Source organism: Niallia sp., assembly GCF_031978665.1.
In the GTDB taxonomy this organism is placed as follows: domain Bacteria; phylum Bacillota; class Bacilli; order Bacillales; family Cytobacillaceae; genus Niallia.
This window is the reverse complement of the sequence record NZ_DALZDK010000005.1, coordinates 61,018-81,974: the sequence shown is the minus strand read 5'-3', so window position 1 is coordinate 81,974 and position 20,957 is coordinate 61,018. Positions and strand designations below refer to the sequence as shown.

At 36.2% G+C, this 20,957-nt stretch carries 19 protein-coding genes; 14 read left to right on the top strand and 5 right to left on the bottom strand.

What is annotated here, in order from left to right; all coding sequences use genetic code 11:
• Nucleotides 1-7: 7 nt before the first annotated feature.
• The 3 genes from RTL21_RS04050 to RTL21_RS04040 all read left to right on the top strand — a co-directional run bounded on the left by RTL21_RS04050 (nt 8) and on the right by RTL21_RS04040 (nt 2,789).
• Nucleotides 8-811, top strand: coding sequence for an ABC transporter permease (locus tag RTL21_RS04050; RefSeq protein WP_312093566.1), 804 nt, complete (start codon nt 8-10; stop codon nt 809-811).
• Between the two features lie 26 nt (nt 812-837).
• Nucleotides 838-2,457 (top strand): ATP-binding cassette domain-containing protein, encoded by a 1,620-nt coding sequence (locus tag RTL21_RS04045; RefSeq protein ID WP_312093564.1) that lies wholly within the window; start codon nt 838-840, stop codon nt 2,455-2,457.
• Between the two features lie 194 nt (nt 2,458-2,651).
• Nucleotides 2,652-2,789 carry a hypothetical protein gene (locus RTL21_RS04040; RefSeq protein ID WP_312093563.1) on the top strand — a complete coding sequence of 46 codons (138 nt, stop codon included), beginning with the start codon at nt 2,652-2,654 and terminating at the stop codon, nt 2,787-2,789.
• 431 nt (nt 2,790-3,220) lie between these two features.
• Here the strand turns inward: RTL21_RS04040 and RTL21_RS04035 are convergent, their stop codons facing one another.
• A complete protein-coding gene (locus tag RTL21_RS04035) occupies nt 3,221-3,955 on the bottom strand; it encodes a hypothetical protein (RefSeq protein WP_312093561.1) in 735 nt (244 codons plus the stop codon).
• A 420-nt stretch (nt 3,956-4,375) separates the two neighbouring features.
• On the opposite strand from RTL21_RS04035, the gene RTL21_RS04030 reads away from it, so the two are divergent.
• From RTL21_RS04030 to RTL21_RS04015, 4 genes are all read left to right on the top strand, one after another.
• On the top strand, nt 4,376-5,860 hold the full coding sequence (locus tag RTL21_RS04030; protein ID WP_312093559.1) for an aldehyde dehydrogenase family protein: 1,485 nt from the start codon (nt 4,376-4,378) through the stop codon (nt 5,858-5,860).
• A 209-nt stretch (nt 5,861-6,069) separates the two neighbouring features.
• Nucleotides 6,070-6,915 (top strand): BglG family transcription antiterminator LicT, encoded by an 846-nt coding sequence (gene licT / locus RTL21_RS04025; protein WP_312093557.1) that lies wholly within the window; start codon nt 6,070-6,072, stop codon nt 6,913-6,915.
• 152 nt (nt 6,916-7,067) lie between these two features.
• Nucleotides 7,068-8,936, top strand: a complete 1,869-nt coding sequence (locus tag RTL21_RS04020; RefSeq protein ID WP_312093555.1) for a beta-glucoside-specific PTS transporter subunit IIABC — start codon at nt 7,068-7,070, stop codon at nt 8,934-8,936.
• A gap of 64 nt (nt 8,937-9,000) precedes the next feature.
• A complete protein-coding gene (locus RTL21_RS04015; RefSeq protein ID WP_312093553.1) occupies nt 9,001-10,440 on the top strand; it encodes a glycoside hydrolase family 1 protein in 1,440 nt (479 codons plus the stop codon).
• A 190-nt stretch (nt 10,441-10,630) separates the two neighbouring features.
• On the opposite strand, the gene RTL21_RS04010 is transcribed toward RTL21_RS04015, so the two are convergent.
• Nucleotides 10,631-10,960: a hypothetical protein gene (locus RTL21_RS04010; RefSeq protein WP_312093551.1), complete on the bottom strand. Its 330-nt coding sequence runs from the start codon at nt 10,958-10,960 to the stop codon at nt 10,631-10,633.
• Nucleotides 10,957-11,163: a hypothetical protein gene (locus RTL21_RS04005; RefSeq protein WP_312093549.1), complete on the bottom strand. Its 207-nt coding sequence runs from the start codon at nt 11,161-11,163 to the stop codon at nt 10,957-10,959. The genes RTL21_RS04010 and RTL21_RS04005 overlap by 4 nt, the downstream gene beginning before the upstream one ends.
• Nucleotides 11,164-11,457: 294 nt before the next feature.
• On the opposite strand from RTL21_RS04005, the gene RTL21_RS04000 reads away from it, so the two are divergent.
• The 3 genes from RTL21_RS04000 (at nt 11,458) to RTL21_RS03990 (ending at nt 14,483) form a co-directional block, all read left to right on the top strand.
• On the top strand, nt 11,458-13,116 hold the full coding sequence (locus RTL21_RS04000) for a M20/M25/M40 family metallo-hydrolase (protein ID WP_312093547.1): 1,659 nt from the start codon (nt 11,458-11,460) through the stop codon (nt 13,114-13,116).
• 281 nt (nt 13,117-13,397) lie between these two features.
• Entirely contained in the window at nt 13,398-13,781 is a 384-nt protein-coding gene (locus tag RTL21_RS03995; RefSeq protein ID WP_312093545.1) for a DUF1398 family protein, read from the top strand.
• Nucleotides 13,782-13,808: 27 nt separating this feature from the next.
• Nucleotides 13,809-14,483: a DNA alkylation repair protein gene (locus RTL21_RS03990; protein ID WP_312093543.1), complete on the top strand. Its 675-nt coding sequence runs from the start codon at nt 13,809-13,811 to the stop codon at nt 14,481-14,483.
• Between the two features lie 158 nt (nt 14,484-14,641).
• On the opposite strand, the gene RTL21_RS03985 is transcribed toward RTL21_RS03990, so the two are convergent.
• The gene (locus RTL21_RS03985) at nt 14,642-15,883 is read right to left on the bottom strand and encodes an MFS transporter (protein WP_312093541.1); all 1,242 of its coding nucleotides are present in this window, start codon (nt 15,881-15,883) and stop codon (nt 14,642-14,644) included.
• 47 nt (nt 15,884-15,930) lie between these two features.
• Nucleotides 15,931-16,386 carry a CBS domain-containing protein gene (locus RTL21_RS03980; RefSeq protein ID WP_312093539.1) on the bottom strand — a complete coding sequence of 152 codons (456 nt, stop codon included), beginning with the start codon at nt 16,384-16,386 and terminating at the stop codon, nt 15,931-15,933.
• Nucleotides 16,387-16,569: 183 nt separating this feature from the next.
• Between RTL21_RS03980 and RTL21_RS03975 the strand changes: the two genes are divergently transcribed.
• From RTL21_RS03975 to argH, 4 genes are all read left to right on the top strand, one after another.
• A complete protein-coding gene (locus RTL21_RS03975) occupies nt 16,570-17,007 on the top strand; it encodes a MarR family winged helix-turn-helix transcriptional regulator (RefSeq protein ID WP_312093537.1) in 438 nt (145 codons plus the stop codon).
• Nucleotides 17,008-17,324: 317 nt separating this feature from the next.
• Nucleotides 17,325-18,506, top strand: coding sequence for an ROK family transcriptional regulator (locus tag RTL21_RS03970; RefSeq protein WP_312093535.1), 1,182 nt, complete (start codon nt 17,325-17,327; stop codon nt 18,504-18,506).
• A gap of 26 nt (nt 18,507-18,532) precedes the next feature.
• Nucleotides 18,533-19,480, top strand: coding sequence for an amidohydrolase family protein (locus RTL21_RS03965; RefSeq protein ID WP_312093533.1), 948 nt, complete (start codon nt 18,533-18,535; stop codon nt 19,478-19,480).
• Nucleotides 19,467-20,948 carry an argininosuccinate lyase gene (argH, locus tag RTL21_RS03960; protein ID WP_312093531.1) on the top strand — a complete coding sequence of 494 codons (1,482 nt, stop codon included), beginning with the start codon at nt 19,467-19,469 and terminating at the stop codon, nt 20,946-20,948. The genes RTL21_RS03965 and argH overlap by 14 nt, the downstream gene beginning before the upstream one ends.
• Nucleotides 20,949-20,957: the final 9 nt, after the last annotated feature.

Here is a 20,957-nt window from a genome sequence, read left to right as displayed (position 1 = left end):
GATTTTCATGAATGAAATAAAAATAATCTTAAAAGAACAGTATAGATCAATCCCTTTAATAATTCGTTTAGCGATTTATGAAACAAAATCAAAATATGAGCAACATTATTTAGGTATCTTATGGCAATGGCTAAATCCTTTAATTCAGGTATTTGCCTATTGGTTTGTGTTTGGTCTTGGGATCCGAAAAGGACAGCCAGTTGGAGAATATGATTTCATCGTATGGATGCTAGGAGGAATGATTGCATGGTTCTTTATGAGTCCTACCGTACTAGATGGATCTAATAGTGTATTTAAACGAATAAATATGGTAGCAAAAATGAATTTCCCGATAAGCTCGTTACCGTCCGTTGCGATTGCATCGAATTTATTCGTTCATTTTGTCATGGTTGCTATTTATCTGATTGTGCTATTGAGTAACGGAGTATATCCTTCTCTGCATTGGCTGCAATTTCCCTATTATTTAGTTAGTATGATAGTATTTATGTTTGCACTTACTCTTTTAAATTCTACTATTAGTGTGTTAATAAGAGATTACCAGCAAATGTTACAAGCAGTTATGAGATTACTATTTTTTGTGACACCTTTATTCTGGGATTCATCTCATATGAGTAGTACTATTCAAACGATATTAAAATTAAATCCGTTTTATTATATTGTAAGTGGTTATCGTAATAGTTTCCTAAATGGAGTTTGGTTTTTCCAAGATTTAAAGTATACGATTTATTTTTGGCTGATAACGTTAATCCTCTTACTTGCAGGTTCTATTCTTCATCTTAAGTTTAGGGATAAGTTTGTCGATTTTCTTTAAAGTAAACAAAGGAGAATTATATATAAATGAATCTCAAGGTTTCGTTTAATGATGTTTCTAAAAAGTATAGTCTAACGACAAGTAAAAAAGAAAAAATTACAGATATGTTTTTTCCTAATAAAAGTAAGTCCAGTTTTTATGGTGTAAGAAATATATCTTTTGATGTGATGGAAGGGGAAACGATTGGATTTGTTGGAATAAACGGTTCTGGTAAATCTACCATGTCTAATCTATTAGCAAGAATGATTCCGCCAACTTCTGGGGAAATTGAAATGGATGGACAACCTTCTCTTATTGCAATCGCTGCAGGGCTGAATAACAGTCTAACTGGAAAAGATAATATTTATTTGAAATGTTTAATGATGGGTTTCACAAAAAGAGAAATTGAAGAAATGTATGATTCGATTGTCGAATTTGCAGATATTGGCGAATTTATCGATCAACCTGTCAAAAACTACTCAAGTGGGATGAAATCCCGGTTAGGTTTTGCGATTTCTATTCATAATGATCCCGATATTTTAATAATAGATGAAGCTTTATCTGTAGGGGATCAGACATTTTATCAAAAATGTGTGGATAGAATTACAGAATTCAAAAAACAAGGGAAAACGATATTCTTTGTCAGTCACTCGATAGGCCAGATTGAAAAGATTTGTGATCGTGTTATATGGATGCATTATGGCGAACTAAAAATGTTCGATGAAACAAAAGTGGTAGTGGCTGAATATAAAAAGTTTATTGAACGTTTTAATAAGCTTTCTAAAGAGGAAAAAGTAACCTACCAAACTAGACATAAAGAAGGAAGAAAAAGGCCGCTTGAAAGCAAGGACAACTCTTCACGTCTTATTTCAAAGTCTTCCAAATCAAAAAAAGGAAACCATACGGGAATAATGTCTAAGCTTCAGCTTAGTATTCTCGCTGTCTTGATTCTTTTAAGTGGAGCTTCTTTATTTATTGATCAACCATTAAAAACGATCGCTTCTGCCAATTTATTTGCAAAAGAGACAATGTCTGTAAAGGAAGCAGAGAAGGAAAAATCTATTGAGGAAACAGCATGGGAAAATGTCAATGCGGAAGGAATCATCCTCAATGAGGAAACAACTTTGTATGCAGATGACAGCTTGAAAAAGGAATCAGAATTAAAGCTACCATTTGGAAACAATGTGGGATTAATTGCGCAAAATGCTAATGTTGCTAAAATAGAGTATGAAAATGAACAGTATTTTATCAACAAAGAAGACGTTTCTTCTTTTACTAGCGAAAGTGGTGAGGTTGTTACTTCTCGCTTCGCACCGTATTTCTCTGAAACTGTTCAGAGCTCCTATGAATTCTTAATGGCATTCATGGGATCAGATGCAAGTGATTTAGAGGAAAATGTAAATGGTGGAGAAATGACGGAGTTTCAAGGACAACCAGCTTTATACTTGCCATATGAAGGTATTTATTATCTAATAGAGCAAGACAAAGTGACTGGGATTGTCATCAATGACATGGAAGAATTGGAGCCTGAGAATGTAAATCTAACAGAAGAGGACGTTGTTTATAGCAACAATAAACAGCAATATTTCATTAGAGGAGAAGGCTTCGATTACATCATTAATAATAAGGATAATTCCATTACAATTATGGACAGATCTTCTCTTTGAGGAGCTGTCCTTTTTCTATGCTAAGCGATTATCATGTTGTTTGATAAAAGTTAACTTTTGCTTTTCATTCAAAAATGCTTTACAATAAATTATGAAATCGTTTACAAAAATTAATAAAAACATAACATATTGTTAATAATACTATTATACAATGAGGGTATATAGTATTAAATCAACGAAATGGGGTGCTTGAGATGTTTGAAAAAATATTTAAAAATAAGCAAGTACTAAATAGCGTCGATGAAGATAATATGAATTATGAAGAACTTTTGGACAATGAGTTAGAAGAGGATTATATCCAAGATCCCGGTTATGATGGAGAACTTAAATAAACATAAAAGTATGAATGGGTCGATAGGACCATTTTAGAAAGCAAGTGAGGGAATACAACAGTATTTTTCTTCACTTGCTTTCTTATTGTCTTTAAATCATATTTACAAATGAAAGGTGGAACTATTATATTGGAAGCATATCAAAAGGAGGTGTGTTACTTATGATAGCCTGTGAAAAATGCGAAGAAAAATTCCATCCCGATGATTTAAAATTTTGCCCTAATACTAGCTGTACATACGAATTTCTATGCCCCGCTTGTTATGAGGAGCACGTTTCTGAGTGTTGACAGAAAAGCGGTTCTCCTGTTCTAAGGAGAACGTCTCCTCTTTTTTGTTAAGGGAGCGATAGAAAATGTTCCTCCATATGTCTTCTAAAATTCCCAAGAAATCAATTAACGATTCTTTCTCGAAGTATTGTGATTGTATTTTCTTTATAGAGGATATTTTATTTTAGTAAGCTCTAACTGGAGCCAATATGTGTTAAAAGCTTCTTTTAGATCTACTATTTTGTTCAATTCGTATAGTTGTTTACTCAGATTAGTATCTTTCTGATTTAAGGAATACCCTGCATTTAAGTACCATTTAAAGTATTTTAATTTTTCATTAGTTAATCTGTTAATATCATTAGTGGCTGAGTGCAAAAGTAATGGTTGATAGGAGATAAAAGTTGGATCATTATAAATAGCATTTACCAACCTAGTTCTTCCTTGTTTATCAACTATTTTTTTAGCTTTTATAGGAACCTTTTTGTTGATGATATAATGTTGCCGAATTTCACCCTCCGAACAGTTCAAAAGGTCTGCTATTTTTTTAGTATCATTATTTGAACTAGTTAAGATTGTCTGTATAATTTCTTCTTTTATTTTATAATAAACATTCTCTTTTACACAGTTAAGCAAACATGCATCGTACCAATCTATTTCTTGAATATCATCACGGATTATTATACATGGAACTTTTTTGTTTGGAAAAAGAACGGATAAAGAATTATAGGCATTTATTCCTCTAAATAGGAGAAACTCATTTGATGTATTTTGATATACATACATTAATGGCCCACTTGTTTTCACTGCAACATTGTATTTTTTTATAGCGGTGGCCTTTATGGGAAGATATCGATGTACAGCTTTGATTTCATTAGTAGCAAGCCATTTTATCATATGCATGACCTTATCTCCTTTAAGTTTTTGTTTAAGAATATGATTATAAAAAATTGTCCTATGTCACTTTTTTATTTCAGCAGTCCCATTCTATAATGGATATCTAAAGTATATATAGGATGTGGTTTTATAAGATTTAAAGAGCTACAATTGGGTCAGCAATTGCACTTTATGGGGATATGGATTTATCAGTTAATTAGACATATAAGGTTAAATAGATGATTATATCGTAGTGCTAATTAGATGAGAATAAAGAGGATGTTTTTTGTAAGAATCTCTGCCTGCCAATTACTGTCGTAATGTCAAAATTCCTCGCAATATTTCCTTTTTTATTTATTGTATCTCCATTTCCACAGTGTTAACATTATTTTTGTAAGCGTTTTCTAGTTGCGTTTAACCGTTAAAATACTTTTTAGGAGGAATTAGATGAACCAACAAACTGTTGTTTTAAAAGAAAAGGTTGAAAAGTTCCTGAGTGGTAAGAAAAAGTTGTTCATTAATGGTGAGTTTGTCGAGAGTAAATCGCAAAAAACATTTGATAGCTATAATCCTGCAACTGGAGAGGTTTTAGCAAGTGTCTATGAAGCGGGTCCAGAAGATATTGATTTAGCAGTGAAAGCTGCCCGTAAAGCATTTGATGAGGGACCATGGTCAAAAATGAGTGCTTCTGAGCGTAGTCGTCTTATGTACATACTTGCTGATTTGATGGAGGCGAATAGCGCAGAACTGGCTCAATTAGAAACGTTAGATAATGGAAAACCAATACGTGAAACGACGAATGCAGATATTCCTTTGGCCATTGAACATATGCGTTATTATGCAGGATGGAGTACGAAGATTGTTGGACAGACTATCCCTGTTAGTGGTCCATACTTTAACTATACGCGTCATGAGGCGGTCGGTGTAGTTGGTCAAATCATCCCTTGGAATTTCCCGCTGTTAATGGCGATGTGGAAGCTTGGAGCAGCTCTTGCAACAGGATGTACAGTTGTGTTGAAGCCTGCTGAGCAAACACCATTATCTGCGCTTTATTTAGCAGAATTAATGCAGGAAGCTGGGTTCCCTGAGGGAGTTGTCAATATTGTACCAGGCTTTGGAGAAACGGCGGGGCAGCCTCTAGTTGACCATCCCTTAGTAGATAAAATTGCCTTTACAGGTTCCACCGAAGTTGGAAAAATGATTATGGCTAATGCTTCGAAAACATTGAAGAGAGTAACACTAGAGCTTGGTGGAAAATCACCGAACATTATCCTTCCTGATGCGGATTTAACAAAAGCGATTCCAGGTGCATTGAATGGTGTTATGTTCAACCAAGGACAGGTTTGCTGTGCAGGTTCGCGTGTATTCATTCAAAAGAAGCATTTTGATAATGTTGTTGCTGATATGGCTGCACAGGCTAAAAATATGAAGCAAGGCGCTGGAATCCATGCCGATACAGAAATTGGGCCGCTTGTTTCTGCTGTGCAGCAAGAGCGTGTTCTTGGATATATTGAAAGAGGAATTAAGGAAGGAGCACAGCTAGTAGCAGGCGGTTTCAATCCACGGGAAGAAGGCTACTTCGTCTCTCCAACTGTATTTGCGGATGTCCGCGATGAAATGACCATTGCCAAGGAAGAAATCTTTGGCCCTGTAATTTCCGCCATGCCATATGATGATTTAGATGAGTTAATCAATCGTGCCAACAACAGTGAGTACGGATTAGCTGCAGGTGTGTGGACGAGAGATATCGCCAATGCCCATTATATCGCCAGTAAACTACGCACTGGTACTGTTTGGGTCAACTGCTACAACACGTTCGATGCAGCCTCCCCATTCGGCGGCTACAAACAATCCGGAATCGGACGCGAAATGGGATCCTATGCATTGAATAACTATACGGAAGTGAAGAGTGTTTGGGTATCGATGCAATAACAGCGCGTTCTTGCATTTTTCATAAACTATTTCTTTTCATCTAGAGAATATGAAGTAAATATTAAAAGACTATTGCTATTGTTAAAAAATTTTGATATGATATAGGAAGCGTATACAGAACGGATTGTAACTGTTAAATCAGGCAAAACCAATTACCTTAGAAAAAGGGGTGGGTTTTGCCTTTTTCTCTATATATCGGAGGTAATAAAGTGAAGATTGAAAAGATATTAAACAATAATGCAGTTATTTCAATAAAAGACAACCAAGAAATTATCATCATAGGTCGTGGAATAGCCTTTCAAAAACGTGCTGGTGATAAGGTGGACGAGCATCAAGTAGACAAAATTTTCACTTTAGAAAACGAAGATATTATGAAGAAATTCAAAACTTTAATTTCTGATATGCCTATAGATTATATGGAATTATCTGAGAAAATAATTGCTTATGCGAAGATGAAGCTTGGGAAGAAATTAAATGAAAGCATTTATATTCATTTAACTGATCATATTTATTATGCGGTGGAGCGGTATAAAAATAACCTTCCAATAAAGAATGGCTTACTATGGGAAACGAGACAATTATACAAAGATGAGTATGAAGTAGGACTAGAAGCATTAAATATGATTTGTGATCAATTTGGCATCATTTTACCAGAAGATGAAGCTGGGTTTCTAGCGCTTCATATTGTGAATGCAGAATTGAATGAAGAGATGCCTGTTGTTCAAGATATGACAAAGATTATGCAAGAAATCTTAACACTTGTTCGGTATCATTTTAAAATGGATTTCAATGAGAATTCGTTGCCTTTCTATCGTTTTATTACCCATCTGAAGTTTTTCGCACAGCGTTTAGTAAAAGGAAATCATTATAATAGTTCCACAGATGATGATTTATATCATGTGATTCAAATGAAATACCCAGAGGCGCATACTTGTGCACTGAAAATAAAGAAATTTATTGAAAGTACGTATACGTATGTTTTAACAGATGAAGAAATGATTTATTTGACCATTCATATTGAAAGAGTTGTCAAAAGTAATAATATAGAAAAATAGGATTGTAACCTTATGGGCAAAACCTAAATCAAACATACACGTTTGATTTAGGTTTTTTTAATGCCTTAATTACTTTTAGGCGACTGATTTATAAGGAAGTTCCATGAGAAGATAAATGTATAATAATGGAGATAGAAAAGGAGTTAGTAAAAATGACTTATAACAAACTTGCTAAAGACATTGTTGAATTAGTCGGCAAAGAAGAAAATATTTCAAGCCTTGTTCATTGTGCAACTCGTTTGCGTTTTAAACTAAATGATAACAGTAAGGCAGATAAAGTAGCTCTTCAGAACTTGGATGGAGTGCTAAGTGTAGTAGAAAGTGGCGGACAGTTTCAAGTGGTAGTTGGAAGCCATGTACCAGAAGTGTATAAAGAAATCAATAAGATTGCAAATATAGGTGGTGCGGAGCAAGCTTCATCGAATGTTCAAAAGACAGGCATTGCTGCCCAAATTTTTGAAGTCATTTCACGAAGTTTCTCACCATTATTAGGAGCTCTTGCTGGAGCAGGGATGTTAAAAGCAGTACTAACCATTCTTGCTATGACTGGTTTATTATCAGAAACGAGCGGTACTTATAGTATCTTAGCAGCAGCAGGGAATGCAGTGTTTTATTTCCTTCCTATTTTCTTAGGGATAACAATTGCTACTAAACTAGGAGCAAATCCTTATGTGGGTGGAACGATTGGTGCTGCGCTACTAGAGCCAAATTTCACAGGACTATTTACAGTAACAGGGGATGTTTCTCATTTTCTTGGGATACCTGTTGTATTAATGGATTACTCATCTACGGTATTCCCTGTATTTATTGCGATTAGTATATATGCACTTTTAGATAAATATTTAAAAAAAATCATTTATAAAGATTTGCAGATGTTCTTAGTTCCATTGCTTTCTTTGATGATTATCGTTCCTTTAACAGTAATGGTATTCGGTCCATTCGGAGTATATGTAGGAAATTGGATTGGCGATGGAATTAGCTTCTTAAGTGAGAAAAATGGTTGGTTAGCAGGTACTATCATGGGTGCAGGCTGGACGTTCTTAACTATTCTTGGACTTCACTGGGGATTGGTTCCACTCATTCTTGAGAATTTGTCAAAAGGTTTTGATCCACTAATAGCTATGATTGCTGCAGCTCCATTTGCACAAATGGGCTTGGCGATAGGTATTTTCTTAAAAACGAAAGACAAAAATCTAAAAACACTTGCAGGCTCTACTTTTTTACCAGCAGCATTATCAGGGGTAACAGAGCCGATTATCTATGGTCTACTTCTTCGATATAAAAGAACCATTCCATATGTTGCTATTGCTGGAGCAATCGGCGGAGCAATAAGTGGTGTTTTAGGAAATAAAGCGATGTCTTTTGCATTTCCAGCTTTCTTAACCATTCCAGCTTATACTCCAATGGTTACCTATACGATTACTATGCTTATTGCACTGGGGATTGCACTAATTTCTGTAATGGTTTTTGGTTATGAAGATAAGAAAAAAGATGAAGTAGAATTACCTAATGTAACAGTTGCAAAAGAAGCGGAGAAAGCGGAAGAAATAGCACAGCCTTTTTTAAAACAAGAGGTTATTTTAAGCCCGTTAACAGGAGCAGTTCTTCCACTTTCACAAGTAAATGACCCTGTATTTGCTTCAGAAGCAATGGGGAAAGGGATTGCTATTGAGCCAAGTGATGGAAAAGCGATATCTCCGGTAGATGGAACTATTTCGACTATTTTTCCAACTGGTCATGCGATTGGTATTACTTCAAATGATGGGGTAGAGATATTGATTCATGTCGGGATCAATACCGTCCAATTAAATGGTCAATACTACAAACCAGCAGTGAAACAAGGCGACCTTGTAAAACAAGGCGATCTTTTGGTAGAATTCGATATTGATAAAATTAGAGAAGCTGGTTATCCAGTAACAACTCCAGTCATTATAACGAATACAAGTGATTATACTGAAATTATTGAAACAAGCAAAAATATAATTGTACAATCAGAGAAATTATTAACTGTTTTAGTTTAAGAGAAAGTAGTAGAGTTATGTGCTATCTTACTATATCTACTTGTAAATAAAGGAGGAAACAAGAATGAAATCAACATTTAAATTCCCAGAAGGTTTTCTTTGGGGAGGAGCAACTGCAGCCAATCAACTAGAAGGGGCTTACAAAGAGGGAGGAAAAGGTTTAAATACACCGGATGTTCTTCCCGGTGGAAAAGTGCGCTTAAATGTGCTAAAAGACCCTGGATTTAACTTCGAATTAGATCATGAGAAATATACATATCCAAACCATGAAGCCATTGACTTTTACCATCGATATCAAGAGGATATTTCCCTTTTTGCAGAAATGGGCTTCAAGACATTCCGTATGTCTATTGCCTGGTCAAGAATTTTCCCAAATGGAGATGAGCTTACTCCAAATGAAGAAGGCTTAGCATTCTATGAGCGTGTATTTGATGAACTAATTGAACACAATATTGAACCAGTTGTTACAATTTCTCACTATGAATTACCAATTCATCTAGTAAAAGAATATGGTGGATGGAAAAGCCGTGAATTAGTAACATTTTTTGAGCGATATGTAACTGTTCTTTTTAATCGTTACAAAAACAAAGTAAAATATTGGATGACATTTAACGAAATAAACAGCAGTCTACACATGCCAATCCTTGGATTAGGATTCGCTATTCAAAAAGAAGAAGACCGTTTTCAACCAACATTTCAGGCTTATCATCACCAATTTGTAGCAAGTGCAAGAGCTGTACAACTTTGTCATGAAATCATACCAAGTGCACAAATTGGTTGTATGCTGGTATATCTACCAACATATGCTGTAGACTCGAACCCAGAAAACGTTCTTTATGCATTAAAAGAAGAACAGTTTTTTAACTATTTCTGTGGCGATGTTCAGGTGCGTGGTCACTATCCAGCCTTTATTAAGCGTTATTTTAGAGAACACGGAATTGAACTAGATATAAGAGAAGGCGACCTTGAACTATTAAAAGAAAATACTGTGGACTATGTTGCACTTAGTTATTACATGTCTCGTACAGAAAAGAAAGACAAATTGCCAGAAGAAGTTGGGCATGGGAATATCTTAGGCGGTATCAAAAATCCGTTTGTGAAAGCAAGCGACTGGGGATGGGAAATTGATCCAATAGGATTGCAAGTTTCATTAAATCAATTGTATGATCGCTACCAAAAACCATTATTTGTTGTAGAAAATGGACTCGGTGCATACGACAAAGTAGAAGAAGATGGCTCCATCAACGATGATTACCGAATTGATTATCTACGGGAACATATCGAAGCAATGGGAGAAGCCATCCAAGATGGTGTAGAACTAATGGGGTACACACCATGGGGGTGCATCGACTTAGTTAGTGCTTCAACTGGAGAAATGTCCAAACGCTACGGTTTTATCTACGTAGACAAACAAGACGACGGCAGCGGTACACTGGAAAGAAGCAAGAAGAAATCCTTCTATTGGTATAAGAATGTTATTTCTACTAATGGAGAAGAGCTTTAATTGGGAAAGGAAAGCATGGAAAGAGAATCAAAGGTACGGCTCTTATGTCGCACTAAATATTAGACTTTGTGGTAAAGCAATAAAAGGGAGATAAGGGCAGGCTTTTGTTTTTTCTTGAGTGTAGATGTGCCGAATAGTATATAAGAAGCATAGGGAAATTCCTATGCTTCTTTGCTTCATATGAAAAAATCTACATAACCTTTCCACCTGTGTCAGATGATAGTACGATTTGAAGGTTTCCTTTTACTATTTTATCTAGATGCCACCACCACTCACTAAAAGGTTGATTGGATAAGCTGAAATCATACGCTTTCTTAATATGCCGGTACATTTTATGAACGTTTTTAAATAAGAGCGCATCATATTCAGCGAGTAACTGCTGATCTTCTAAACTTAATTGATGAAACACTTTCTGAATATCACTTCTATCTTGCAACATCCGTAGACTTTCAAATGGGCTACTTTCAAAGTCATTAACATCATCCCCGTAATTAAGAATATCCTGCATATACATACTCATTCCAATACCTCCTTTACTTTACCTAAATAGTTATAACCCTTAACTGGACTTAGATAATTTTTTGTGTTCTTGCTTAAAAAGGCAGTTTCTATCACATTGTCTGCTCCTATAATGATTATCCAATTATCATCATTAAAAACAAAGTATTCTTGTTCAAATGTTTTGAGATGATAAAGGTGACTATCGTTTTCTTTACCATTCATTATATTCATAATCAACTTATTATATCTTTTAGTTCCCAATCAGGTGGAATGTCTTTTCTCTTTTTACGCTTTTCAAGATGAATTGTATCACTTTCAGGCTTCCATTTAGGAGTACCTGAAATAGAAACAAGAATAAAGTTTCAGATTTAAGTAGAACAGATTGTAAGTTTTTCTTCTGAAAAAAGCCTGTGAGTTTATTTAACACTATCAAAGATAATATCTTAATAATTCTGTATCGTAATACATATAAAGTATCTTGAACAAATAACGGCAAAATGAAAAGGAGGAGATAAAATGTTTGAAGAACTAGAAAACCTATCTACATTCAATCAAGTAGACTTACTAACTACTTCCCTAGTAAATATACGAAGTATCAATGGAACAAAGGGAGAAGTAGAGATTGCCAATAAAATCGAGGGAATTCTGCGTAGTTTTCCCTATTTTAAAAACAGCCCTGAAAAGATATGGACACAACTCTTACCTAATGACGAGATTGGGAGGAAAAATGTTTTTGCAAGGATAAAGGGCAATGGGACATCGAAAAAGACGGTCATCTTCCATGCTCATTTGGATACGGTAGGGACAGAGGATTATGGAAAACTTCAAGAACTAGCAAATAAACCAGAGTGTTTACTAGAATTTTTCAAAAGCTGGAATGGGAATAAGGAGATTCAGGAGCAAGCGAATTCAGGGGATTGGATGTTTGGTCGAGGAGCGCTTGATATGAAAAGTGGAATTGCTGTACATTTAGCGAATGTTCTGTATCTGAGTGAGCATAGGGATAAGTGGGATGGAGAAATTATCTTAATGGTCAATCCTGTAGAGGAAAATCAGCATACAGGGGTAATTACTGCTGTAGAGGAACTACTGCGGCTTCGAAAAGAAGAACAACTGGATTATATCGTTGCGATCAATACGGATTACATAACCTCTCTCTTTCCAGGAGATCAACAAAAATATATTTACACTGGTGCAGTTGGCAAGCTTCTTCCTTGTTTCTATGTATATGGAAGAGAAACGCATGTGGGAAGAACACTAGACGGCTTGGATCCAACTCTCGTAACCTCTGAATTAAATCGTCTCATTAATAATAATATGGAGTTAATCGAACAAGTAGAAGGAGAGCTTATGACACCTCCTTCTGTTTTATATCATCGGGATATGAAAGATTTTTATAATGTCCAAACCTCGGTAACGAGTCATATCTATTTTAATCTAATGGTATTAGAGGCTAATCCAACAGAGGTCGTTGGTAGATTAAAGGAGATTGCGATTGAAGCAGCAAAAACGACGGAAGCTTATTATCAGAAACAGTACCAAATATATTCCATCCGCAATCAATTTCCAGAGGATATGCCAAATTGGGAAATGGAAGTTTATACGTTTGAAGAATATTGCGAGAAGCTTCGTAAGCAGGGAGTCGATGTGGAGAAGATATCAGAGGGAATTGCATTAAGTAATAAGGAAAAAGATCCACGAGAAGTTTGCTTTCAAATAGTAGATTCTCTGCGAAAGCAAGATGTTACTGGATCGCCATGCATCGTTCTCTTTTTTGCACCTCCTTATTGTCCTCATAATTATTTAATAGGAGAAAGCGAGCGGGATAAACGTGTAATGGATGTTATGGATGGAATGGTAGAAAAATGGGGAGCTGTTTCAACCGAGCAATTTTCCATCAAAAGATTCTTTCCATATCTATCAGACAGCAGCTATTTATCCCTTCATGATACAGAAGAAGAGATAAAATCCCTTATTCATAATTTCCCAGAATGGAAAAACATTTACCCGGTCCCTGTCGAGCAGATAAGGGAGCTAAATGTTCCAGCTATTAATATTGGCGTATATGGGATGGATGCTCATCGTTGGACGGAAAGAGTGTATAAGCCATATTCCTTTGAGACATTGCCTCATTTGATTAGGGAGCTGACGCTTTGTTGGTTAGGTATGAGGTAATATAATATTGTAATGGACAAACAGGGAAAACATAAGCGCTTAAAAGAGGTAGCATTTTTTATAAAGCTTTACGAAGTTTTTAAGTTTGGATTACGGAAGCGGAATATACTGATCAATCATACTTTACAAAAAGGATTTCGAAAGCATACAGCCTCCATATCGAGTAATTTTTTCCTTGTGATAAAGATTGTGTCCCATTTTTACAAGAATAAGAAGTAAGTTCAAGGTTAAAATGATGATGCAGAGTGAAGGGAATAAAATCATAATTGGAGGTAGTAGGTTTGAATGACCAAATAACAGAAAGCGAGTTTCAAGAAATTATTAGCAGAAGAAGCAGCGGTGCAATAGATTTCTCCGAATTCTTAGATGAATTGTCCAAAAGAGGGATAAATGAATACGAAATAGATGTTGCGTCAGGACAAGCTACCTATAAAGGAGTATATTCAGCATTTAAAACAGACTCCCAAGTAAACTTGGTAGTTTCAGATAATTTTAATAGAAATAAGGTACTTGAGGCAATCGCTAATATCTCTCTTCCTTTCTTAGACTTCTTACAAGAAATTGCGGAAGCGGGAATTGTCACCTATCGTGTGTTCATACTAGAAAAAAAGGTTATATACCTGGGTACTAATGGAGAAAAAGTGGAAGAACAGCTTAAAATATGAAAAAAATTTCAAAAAAGGTGCTAAGTGATGGACGTAACAAATAATTATGTAGAGGAACTTGTTAAACTATATACCCAACATATGGATAGGGATTATGCGGAATGGTCGGAGAATTATTTACGGAACCAATTTGACTTTTCAGGGATTCGAACACCAATACGCAGAAAGCTAACGAAACAGTTCTTTCGTGAATTTGGTGTCCCGACAAAAGAAAATCTAAAAGATATCATTTTTATATTGTGGGAACGCTCAGAAAGAGAATATCAAAAAGCAGCTCTCGATATACTTGAAAAAGTAAAAAAAGAACTTACCCCCGATGATATGCCTTGGTTAAGTACTTTATTAGTTAATAAGTCATGGTGGGATACTGTGGATGTCCTTTCTCCTCATATAATGGGCTATCTATTTACAGCCTATCCAAAACTAATTTCGCAATATGCAGATCAATGGATTTTAGATGAGAATTTTTGGTTGCAAAGATCAGCGTTGCTATACCAACTTTATTATAAGAATAGAACAGATGAAAAACGCTTGTTCCAATATATTTTTACTAGGGCTGATAGTGAAGAATTTTTTGTGCAAAAAGCAATAGGATGGGTGCTACGCGAATATGCAAAAACAAACCCTTTAGCTGTGAAAGATTTTGTTTCTTTCAACAATTTAAAGCCACTTAGTAGACGAGAAGCGTTGAAAAATCTATGAATGATATTTTAGCTAATAAGTCAACTCAACAATTAGGTTAAAGGTTGCTAGATAACCTTTAAATTAATGGAGGATAGTAAATAAACTATCCTCCATTAAATATTATGATTCCATTATCTTACTTAATATAAACGCTAACTATTTTTAGAGTTTCTTCCTTAATGTCCAGAACCCATTTCATCTACATGGCTTACATGCTTACTATTAAACCAGATAAACAACACGGAAACTAACACAAATCCAGCTCCTACTAGGAATGGTACAGATGGATTGAAAATTTCCGCTAATTTCCCGGCTGTGAATGGAGCGATGGCACCACCTATAAAGCGTAGGAAACTATATGCTGCTGAAGCGGTTGAGCGTTCAACAGGAGCAGCATTCATCACAGCAGTTGTGATAAGGGTATTATTATTGCCTAATAAAGCACCAGCTGCAACAACGGCTGCAATAATAACCCATTGTGTTGATGTCCATATCCCCATTGCAACTAACACTACAGCAAACAATGTTAACATGGCACACATAGATTTAACCGTTCCAAAGCGCTCCTGTAATTTCGGTGCCATAAATACAGAAGTGACAGCTAATAAAATTCCCCAACCAAGGAATACAAAGCCTAATCCATGTTCATCTAAGCCCATTACAAATGGAGCATAGGCTAACAATGTGAAAAATCCAAAATTATATAAGGCAGCAGCAATTCCAAAAACAAGCAAGGAACGGTGTTTTAATGCTCGAAATGGATCTGCCAAGGATGTTTTAGGCTTCGCGTTATTTTGTGAAGCCGCTTTTGGCATTAAAATTAAAATACCGAAAAAGGCAATGATCATTAAAGTAGCAACCCCTAGGAAAGGACCTCTCCAAGACATAGCTCCTAACCAACCGCCTAGAAGTGGACCAACAGAGATTCCGAGTCCAATAGCTGCTTCATAAAGAATAATTGCTTTAGCAGTACCGCTGTTTGATAGAGACACAATAGCTGCTAAAGCAGTTGCAACAAACAGCGCATTACCAAGACCCCATCCTCCGCGAAGTCCGACAAGCGTCCAAATATTATCCGATAGACCGCCTAAGCAAGAGAAAATAGCAATGATTACAATACCCAAGATAAGTGTCCACTTAATTCCAAGTCTGGATGAAATCATCCCAGTTATGAGCATAGCCACGGCCATAACCGCATTATAGCTAGTGAAAAGCAGTGTTACTTGGCTTTGTGATGCATCAAGCTTCTCTGCGATAGCAGGAAGGATTGGATCCACGAGGCCAAGACCCATAAAGGCAATAATTCCAGCAAAAAATACGGCCCACACTGCCTTAGGTTGTTTTAATAGGCTAGCTTCAGTCACCGCATTTGAATTAGCTTTTGTTGAATCTGCAGATACAGATTGTGAAGATGGCATTTATATTTCTCCCCTTTATATATATTCCCTTTGTTTCAATGAATGGACTAGATTAATTCTTTGAAAGAATTCCTTATTACATCGCCGCGGCTAATAATGCCTGCTAAGATCCCGTTTTTTTCAACGGGCACTTTTTTAATTTGCTTTTTACCTAATAACGCAGCAATAATTTCAATTTTTTCATCCCAAGCTACCTTTACAACCTTTTTCTTCGCGATTTTCATTACATTCAAATGCAATAGACTTTGTAATCTTTGGTTAAAATCTTCATCATCGCCTTTAATCACCACAGCATAATAAATGCTGTCGATAATATGATCATCATGTTTACCAATATAGCGCAACACATCTCCATCGCTGATGAAACCAACAATTTCGTTTCGATCATTGACTATTGGAAGACCGCTAATTTTATAATCAATGAATTTTTCGATAACAGAACGGACGGTGTCACTTTCTTTCACTTTATATACTTGGCTTACCATAATATCATGTGCTAGCATTTTTCTTTCCCCCTTTATTTTTTTAGAAAAAGTAGTTGTATAAGGAAACTATATGATTGTATTATACAACTATATGACAAAACGTCAATTCTCTTTTTGGCTCTCCCTGTCCATTACAATTCTTTAATCAACTATGCTATCATATTTTATAGAAATACTTTTTAACGGTGAGGTAGTTAATCAATGTATGAAAAATCGTTGGAAGAACTTGAGGTTCAATTATCCATTCTGATACGACGTGTTACACATACGTCTTCCCATAAAAAAAACACCATTCTTGATCGGTCAGCTTATCTGTTATTACATGAAATAGTGACAGCAGGACCAGCTGGAGTAAAAGCGTTAGCAACTGAATTTCAATTAGATGTTTCGACCGTAAGTAGACAGGCAGCTGCATTGGAACAAAAAGGCTATTTGTTCAGAATTCCTGATGAAACAGATGGAAGGGCTTATACGCTACAGATAACGGAAAAAGGATTAGAAGAATTGAAAAAAGAAAAAACGTTTAGAAAGAATAGGGTTGCGGAAGTGACAAAAGCTTGGACAGAAGAAGAACGTGAAACATTTGGGAAGTTATTAAAAAAATACAATCAGTCTACAATGGATGCTAATAATATGTGAGGGAATAAAGTAGGAAAGCGGCTTTCATTTTGACGGTGAAAGCTTTTTTGGCATTGTATGTTGGAAGAATGGCGTTATTCTGAAGGTGAAAACCACATTTGGCTCAACACAACGAAAAAATGCATACATTCCAATGATCAAAGCAATCATTCACCTAAAAGAGATAAATACAAGAATTACAATAGAGGAACCAGTTTGGTTTCTTTTTTTTTATAAATATCAGAAAATTCACAAACATATTACATTCCCCAGAGTCATAGACTATTCAAGAAGTAAGTAAGGTTTACTAACTTTAACTTCTGTGAATGGAGGAATGCATGAGTATTTTGCAATCAGGAACTCCCAACTATTTGAAGATAATTAATAAAAGAAAAGTGCTGCAGGAAATTATCGATGGTGCGGAGCTTTATTCTAGGGCGAGCTTGGCCAAGAAGTTGAAGTTAAGCAAACCGACGATTTCTGCGTTGGTAGATGAGCTCGTGGAAGAGGGGTGGGTTACGGAAAAAGAAAGCAAGGAAGCAGCGAAGAAAGGGGGAAGAAAGCCGGTACATTTGCTTTTTGATAAAGAATACAAATATACCATTGGCATTGATATTGGAGGAACCACAACAGAAATAGCGATTATGGATTTAGATGGAGCATTTATTCTCCATCGAAAAATCGATACCCAGGCTGGATTAAAGAAAGATTTTATTCTGTTATTAGTGAATGAAATAAATGCCATGTTAGAAGCCAAGAAAATTAATCAGGAAAAGGTTTTGGGATTGGCGATTGGAGCTCCGGGAATTACTGATTCTGATCAGGGAATAGTCATTGAGGCACCGAGCTTAGGGTGGCTCCATTATCCGCTGAAAAATGAGATAGCAGAACATTTTCCTTTTCCAATCTACATAGAAAATGATGTGAATATGGCAGTGCTGGGAGAATGCTGGAAAGGTGCGGCGAAAGCGAAATCCCATGTCGTTTTAATAACAATTGGCACAGGAGTGGGCTGCGGGATTGTGATTAATGGAGAACTATTTCGCGGCGGTCAATATGCTGCTGGAGAAATAGGCTATATGATTACCAATAAAGATCAGGCAAGTCAAGGATTCGAATCGATGTTCAAGGGTTATGGTTTTCTTGAAAATCTTGTTGGCGGTCCATCTATAGTGAAGCAGTATCAAAGAGGTTCAGATAAAGAAGATTATAGTGCAGAGAAGATATTTGAAAAGGCGATGGAAGGCGAAGCGTTAGCGAATAGCATCATTAACGAGGCATTGGATCACCTTGCTGTTTCGTTAATTAATGTTGCGGCATTGCTAAATCCCGAATGCATTGTGTTAGGCGGAGGGATATCCAAATCAGGCTATTGGTTTTTGCCAAAACTGCAAGAGAAACTGGAGCTTTATTTACCTGAACAAAGCAGGACAGAGATCATGCTAACAAAGCTGCCGCAAGCTTCATTGCTAGGTGCAACCGTTCTTTGTATGAAAAAACATGCATTATTGCCTAGTTGAAAAAATAGATTAGAAGGGAGATATACATGCTCTTTCAAAATAAGTTTAAAGTGCTTGATATACATGGACATTTGCCTGGGAAAAAGGGAAGTAGTTTTATTAAAAGATCAAAAACTGGGGATGCGTATAATGCAGAAAGATCGGAAAGAATGAGGCTAACCTGGGATTTTCCTCATCCTTCAGAGGAGACAGAAGAGCAAAAAGCCACCCCGCTCATGGAACGATGGCTAGCAGAGCTTGATACATATGGTGTGGAAATCATGAACTTTCTTACGGCAGAGGACAATGATGATATGGCTGCGAAAATTAGCGAGCATCCCGAGCGATTTATTGGCTTTGCCCATCATGCTATCGAAAAAAACGATGCCTTGCCAGAGTTGAAAAGAGCGATTGAACAATTAGGATTAAGAGGCTATAAAATGTTTGGTCCCCTTGTGAATAGACCCCTGTACGATAAAGACTTAATGCCGGTTTGGCAATATTTATCGGATAATCAACTACCAGTTTTAATCCATTTTGGTTTATTAGGTAGAGCGGGTGGAATTGTGGAGCACCAAAATATGTCTCCCCTTGCCATTTTTCAAGTAGCGAGAGAATTTCCAGATCTGCCAATTATTATTCCCCACTTCGGCGCAGGCTATTTCAAAGAGCTATTGCATTTATGCTGGAGCTGCCCAAATGTTTATGTCGATACCTCTGGCTCTAATCAATGGGTGAGATGGATGCCATATCCCTTAGATTTAGAAACGCTATTTCGAAAAACATTTGAATTGATTGGATCGGAGAGGATTATATTCGGTACAGATTCCAATGGCTTTCCGAGAGGTTTTTCTTATCGTTATTTACAAGATCAAGTAAGAGTTTGCAGAGAAATAAATATGAGAGAGGATGATATCGAGAATATTTTTGGAAACAATGCTCGCCGTTTACTCAATTTGGAGATTGGAGTGAAGCAGCTTAATGCCAGACAGTAGATCGAATATATATGTAAACCATATCCTAGAACCTACCTACGATTTTACCAAACAACATTTCCTTCCTTATTTATTAGAAATTAATATCGCACATGCTACGATGCTAGCCCGCCAAAAAATTTTAAAAATAGAAGATACCGAAAAAATCATCAAAGCAAACCAAGCGTTATTAGCAACAGGCTATGCAAAGGAATATGATCCTGTCTTTGAAGACTTATTTTTTATGATTGAAGAGGATTTGAAAAAAGAAATTGGCGAAGAGCTTGTTGGGAATATGCATATTGCTTTCAGTCGCAATGATATGGATGCCACGATGTATCGGATGTTATCTCGCGAAAAACTTTCGCATTTTCTCACGCTGATTTCCGAATTAAAAAAGGTATTGCTGCGTTTGGCAAAAGAACATGAACTGACGATTATGCCAGCCTATACACATAATCAGCAGGCACAGCCAACTACTTTTGCCCATTATCTCTTAGCTGTTGACAGTAGTTTAGAGAGAGATTTGGAGCGGGGCTTTTCCCTTTTAAAAAGAATCAACCAGTCGCCAATGGGAGCTGCTGCTTTAGGTACGTCTGGCTTTCCAATCGATCGTCCTTTTATGGCAACGCAATTGGCCTTTGATAAACCGATGGATAATTCCTATGATTCTATTAGTGCTGCAGATTATATGCTGGAAATAGCTAGTGTGATTAAAATCAGTTTAAGCACCTTATCGCGCTTTACACATGACTTAATGTTTTTTGCCACAAATGAAGTAGAAGCAATCAGACTAGATGAAAGTTTAGTGCAAACATCCAGCATCATGCCTCAAAAACGAAACCCATCATCCTTAGAACATACCAAATCCCTAATAAGTAGAACAATTGGAGAATTAAATGCAGTTTTTATGATGACACATAATGCACCCTTTGGGGACATCGTCGATATAGGGGATGATATCCAGCCGATTCTTATTAATGGATTTTCTCATTCTTATCAAATCATTGAACTACTGACAGAAATCCTTAAATCTATGGAGGTGAATGTAGATAAGCTTTTTACCCGTTGCTGTGAAGGCTTTTCCACTGTTACGGAATTAGCAGATGTACTGGTTAGGGAATGCCATTTGTCCTTCCGCGATTCCCATCAAATTGTCAGCGTTTTGGTCCAACGCTTATCTAGTTCTGGGAAAAAAATAAAAGATGGGTCCGCTGAATTGGTTAAAGAAATCGCCAAGGAAGTTTTAGGAATCCCACTTATTTTAACAGAAGCAAACTATAAAAGTGCGATTGATCCATATCAATTTGTGATGGTTCGCTCTGTTCTAGGAGGTCCTAATCCGAAAGAAACAGAGAGGCAACGGATACGCTCCACTCAAAATCTAGATGCTTTTTCAAAAGAAGTAGAAGCATATAGACATAAATTTACTTCTTATAAGCAATTACTGCGCCATAATAGCTACAACATGTTAAGCAATAATAATTAACTTGTTTAA

Bases quoted from the DNA above. Each gene is read 5' to 3' on its own strand.
- RTL21_RS03985 (WP_312093541.1), bottom strand. From the start codon at position 15,883: ATGCCATCTTCACAATCTGTATCTGCAGATTCAACAAAAGCTAATTCA.
- RTL21_RS04040 (WP_312093563.1), top strand. From the start codon at position 2,652: ATGTTTGAAAAAATATTTAAAAATAAGCAAGTACTAAATAGCGTCGAT.
- RTL21_RS03990 (WP_312093543.1), top strand. From the start codon at position 13,809: ATGGACGTAACAAATAATTATGTAGAGGAACTTGTTAAACTATATACC.
- RTL21_RS03970 (WP_312093535.1), top strand. From the start codon at position 17,325: ATGAGTATTTTGCAATCAGGAACTCCCAACTATTTGAAGATAATTAAT.
- RTL21_RS03975 (WP_312093537.1), top strand. From the start codon at position 16,570: ATGTATGAAAAATCGTTGGAAGAACTTGAGGTTCAATTATCCATTCTG.
- RTL21_RS04035 (WP_312093561.1), bottom strand. From the start codon at position 3,955: ATGCATATGATAAAATGGCTTGCTACTAATGAAATCAAAGCTGTACAT.
- argH (WP_312093531.1), top strand. From the start codon at position 19,467: ATGCCAGACAGTAGATCGAATATATATGTAAACCATATCCTAGAACCT.
- RTL21_RS04005 (WP_312093549.1), bottom strand. From the start codon at position 11,163: ATGAATGGTAAAGAAAACGATAGTCACCTTTATCATCTCAAAACATTT.
- RTL21_RS04020 (WP_312093555.1), top strand. From the start codon at position 7,068: ATGACTTATAACAAACTTGCTAAAGACATTGTTGAATTAGTCGGCAAA.
- RTL21_RS04000 (WP_312093547.1), top strand. From the start codon at position 11,458: ATGTTTGAAGAACTAGAAAACCTATCTACATTCAATCAAGTAGACTTA.
- RTL21_RS04030 (WP_312093559.1), top strand. From the start codon at position 4,376: ATGAACCAACAAACTGTTGTTTTAAAAGAAAAGGTTGAAAAGTTCCTG.
- RTL21_RS04045 (WP_312093564.1), top strand. From the start codon at position 838: ATGAATCTCAAGGTTTCGTTTAATGATGTTTCTAAAAAGTATAGTCTA.
- RTL21_RS03965 (WP_312093533.1), top strand. From the start codon at position 18,533: ATGCTCTTTCAAAATAAGTTTAAAGTGCTTGATATACATGGACATTTG.
- RTL21_RS04050 (WP_312093566.1), top strand. From the start codon at position 8: ATGAATGAAATAAAAATAATCTTAAAAGAACAGTATAGATCAATCCCT.
- RTL21_RS04010 (WP_312093551.1), bottom strand. From the start codon at position 10,960: ATGAGTATGTATATGCAGGATATTCTTAATTACGGGGATGATGTTAAT.
- RTL21_RS04015 (WP_312093553.1), top strand. From the start codon at position 9,001: ATGAAATCAACATTTAAATTCCCAGAAGGTTTTCTTTGGGGAGGAGCA.
- RTL21_RS03980 (WP_312093539.1), bottom strand. From the start codon at position 16,386: ATGCTAGCACATGATATTATGGTAAGCCAAGTATATAAAGTGAAAGAA.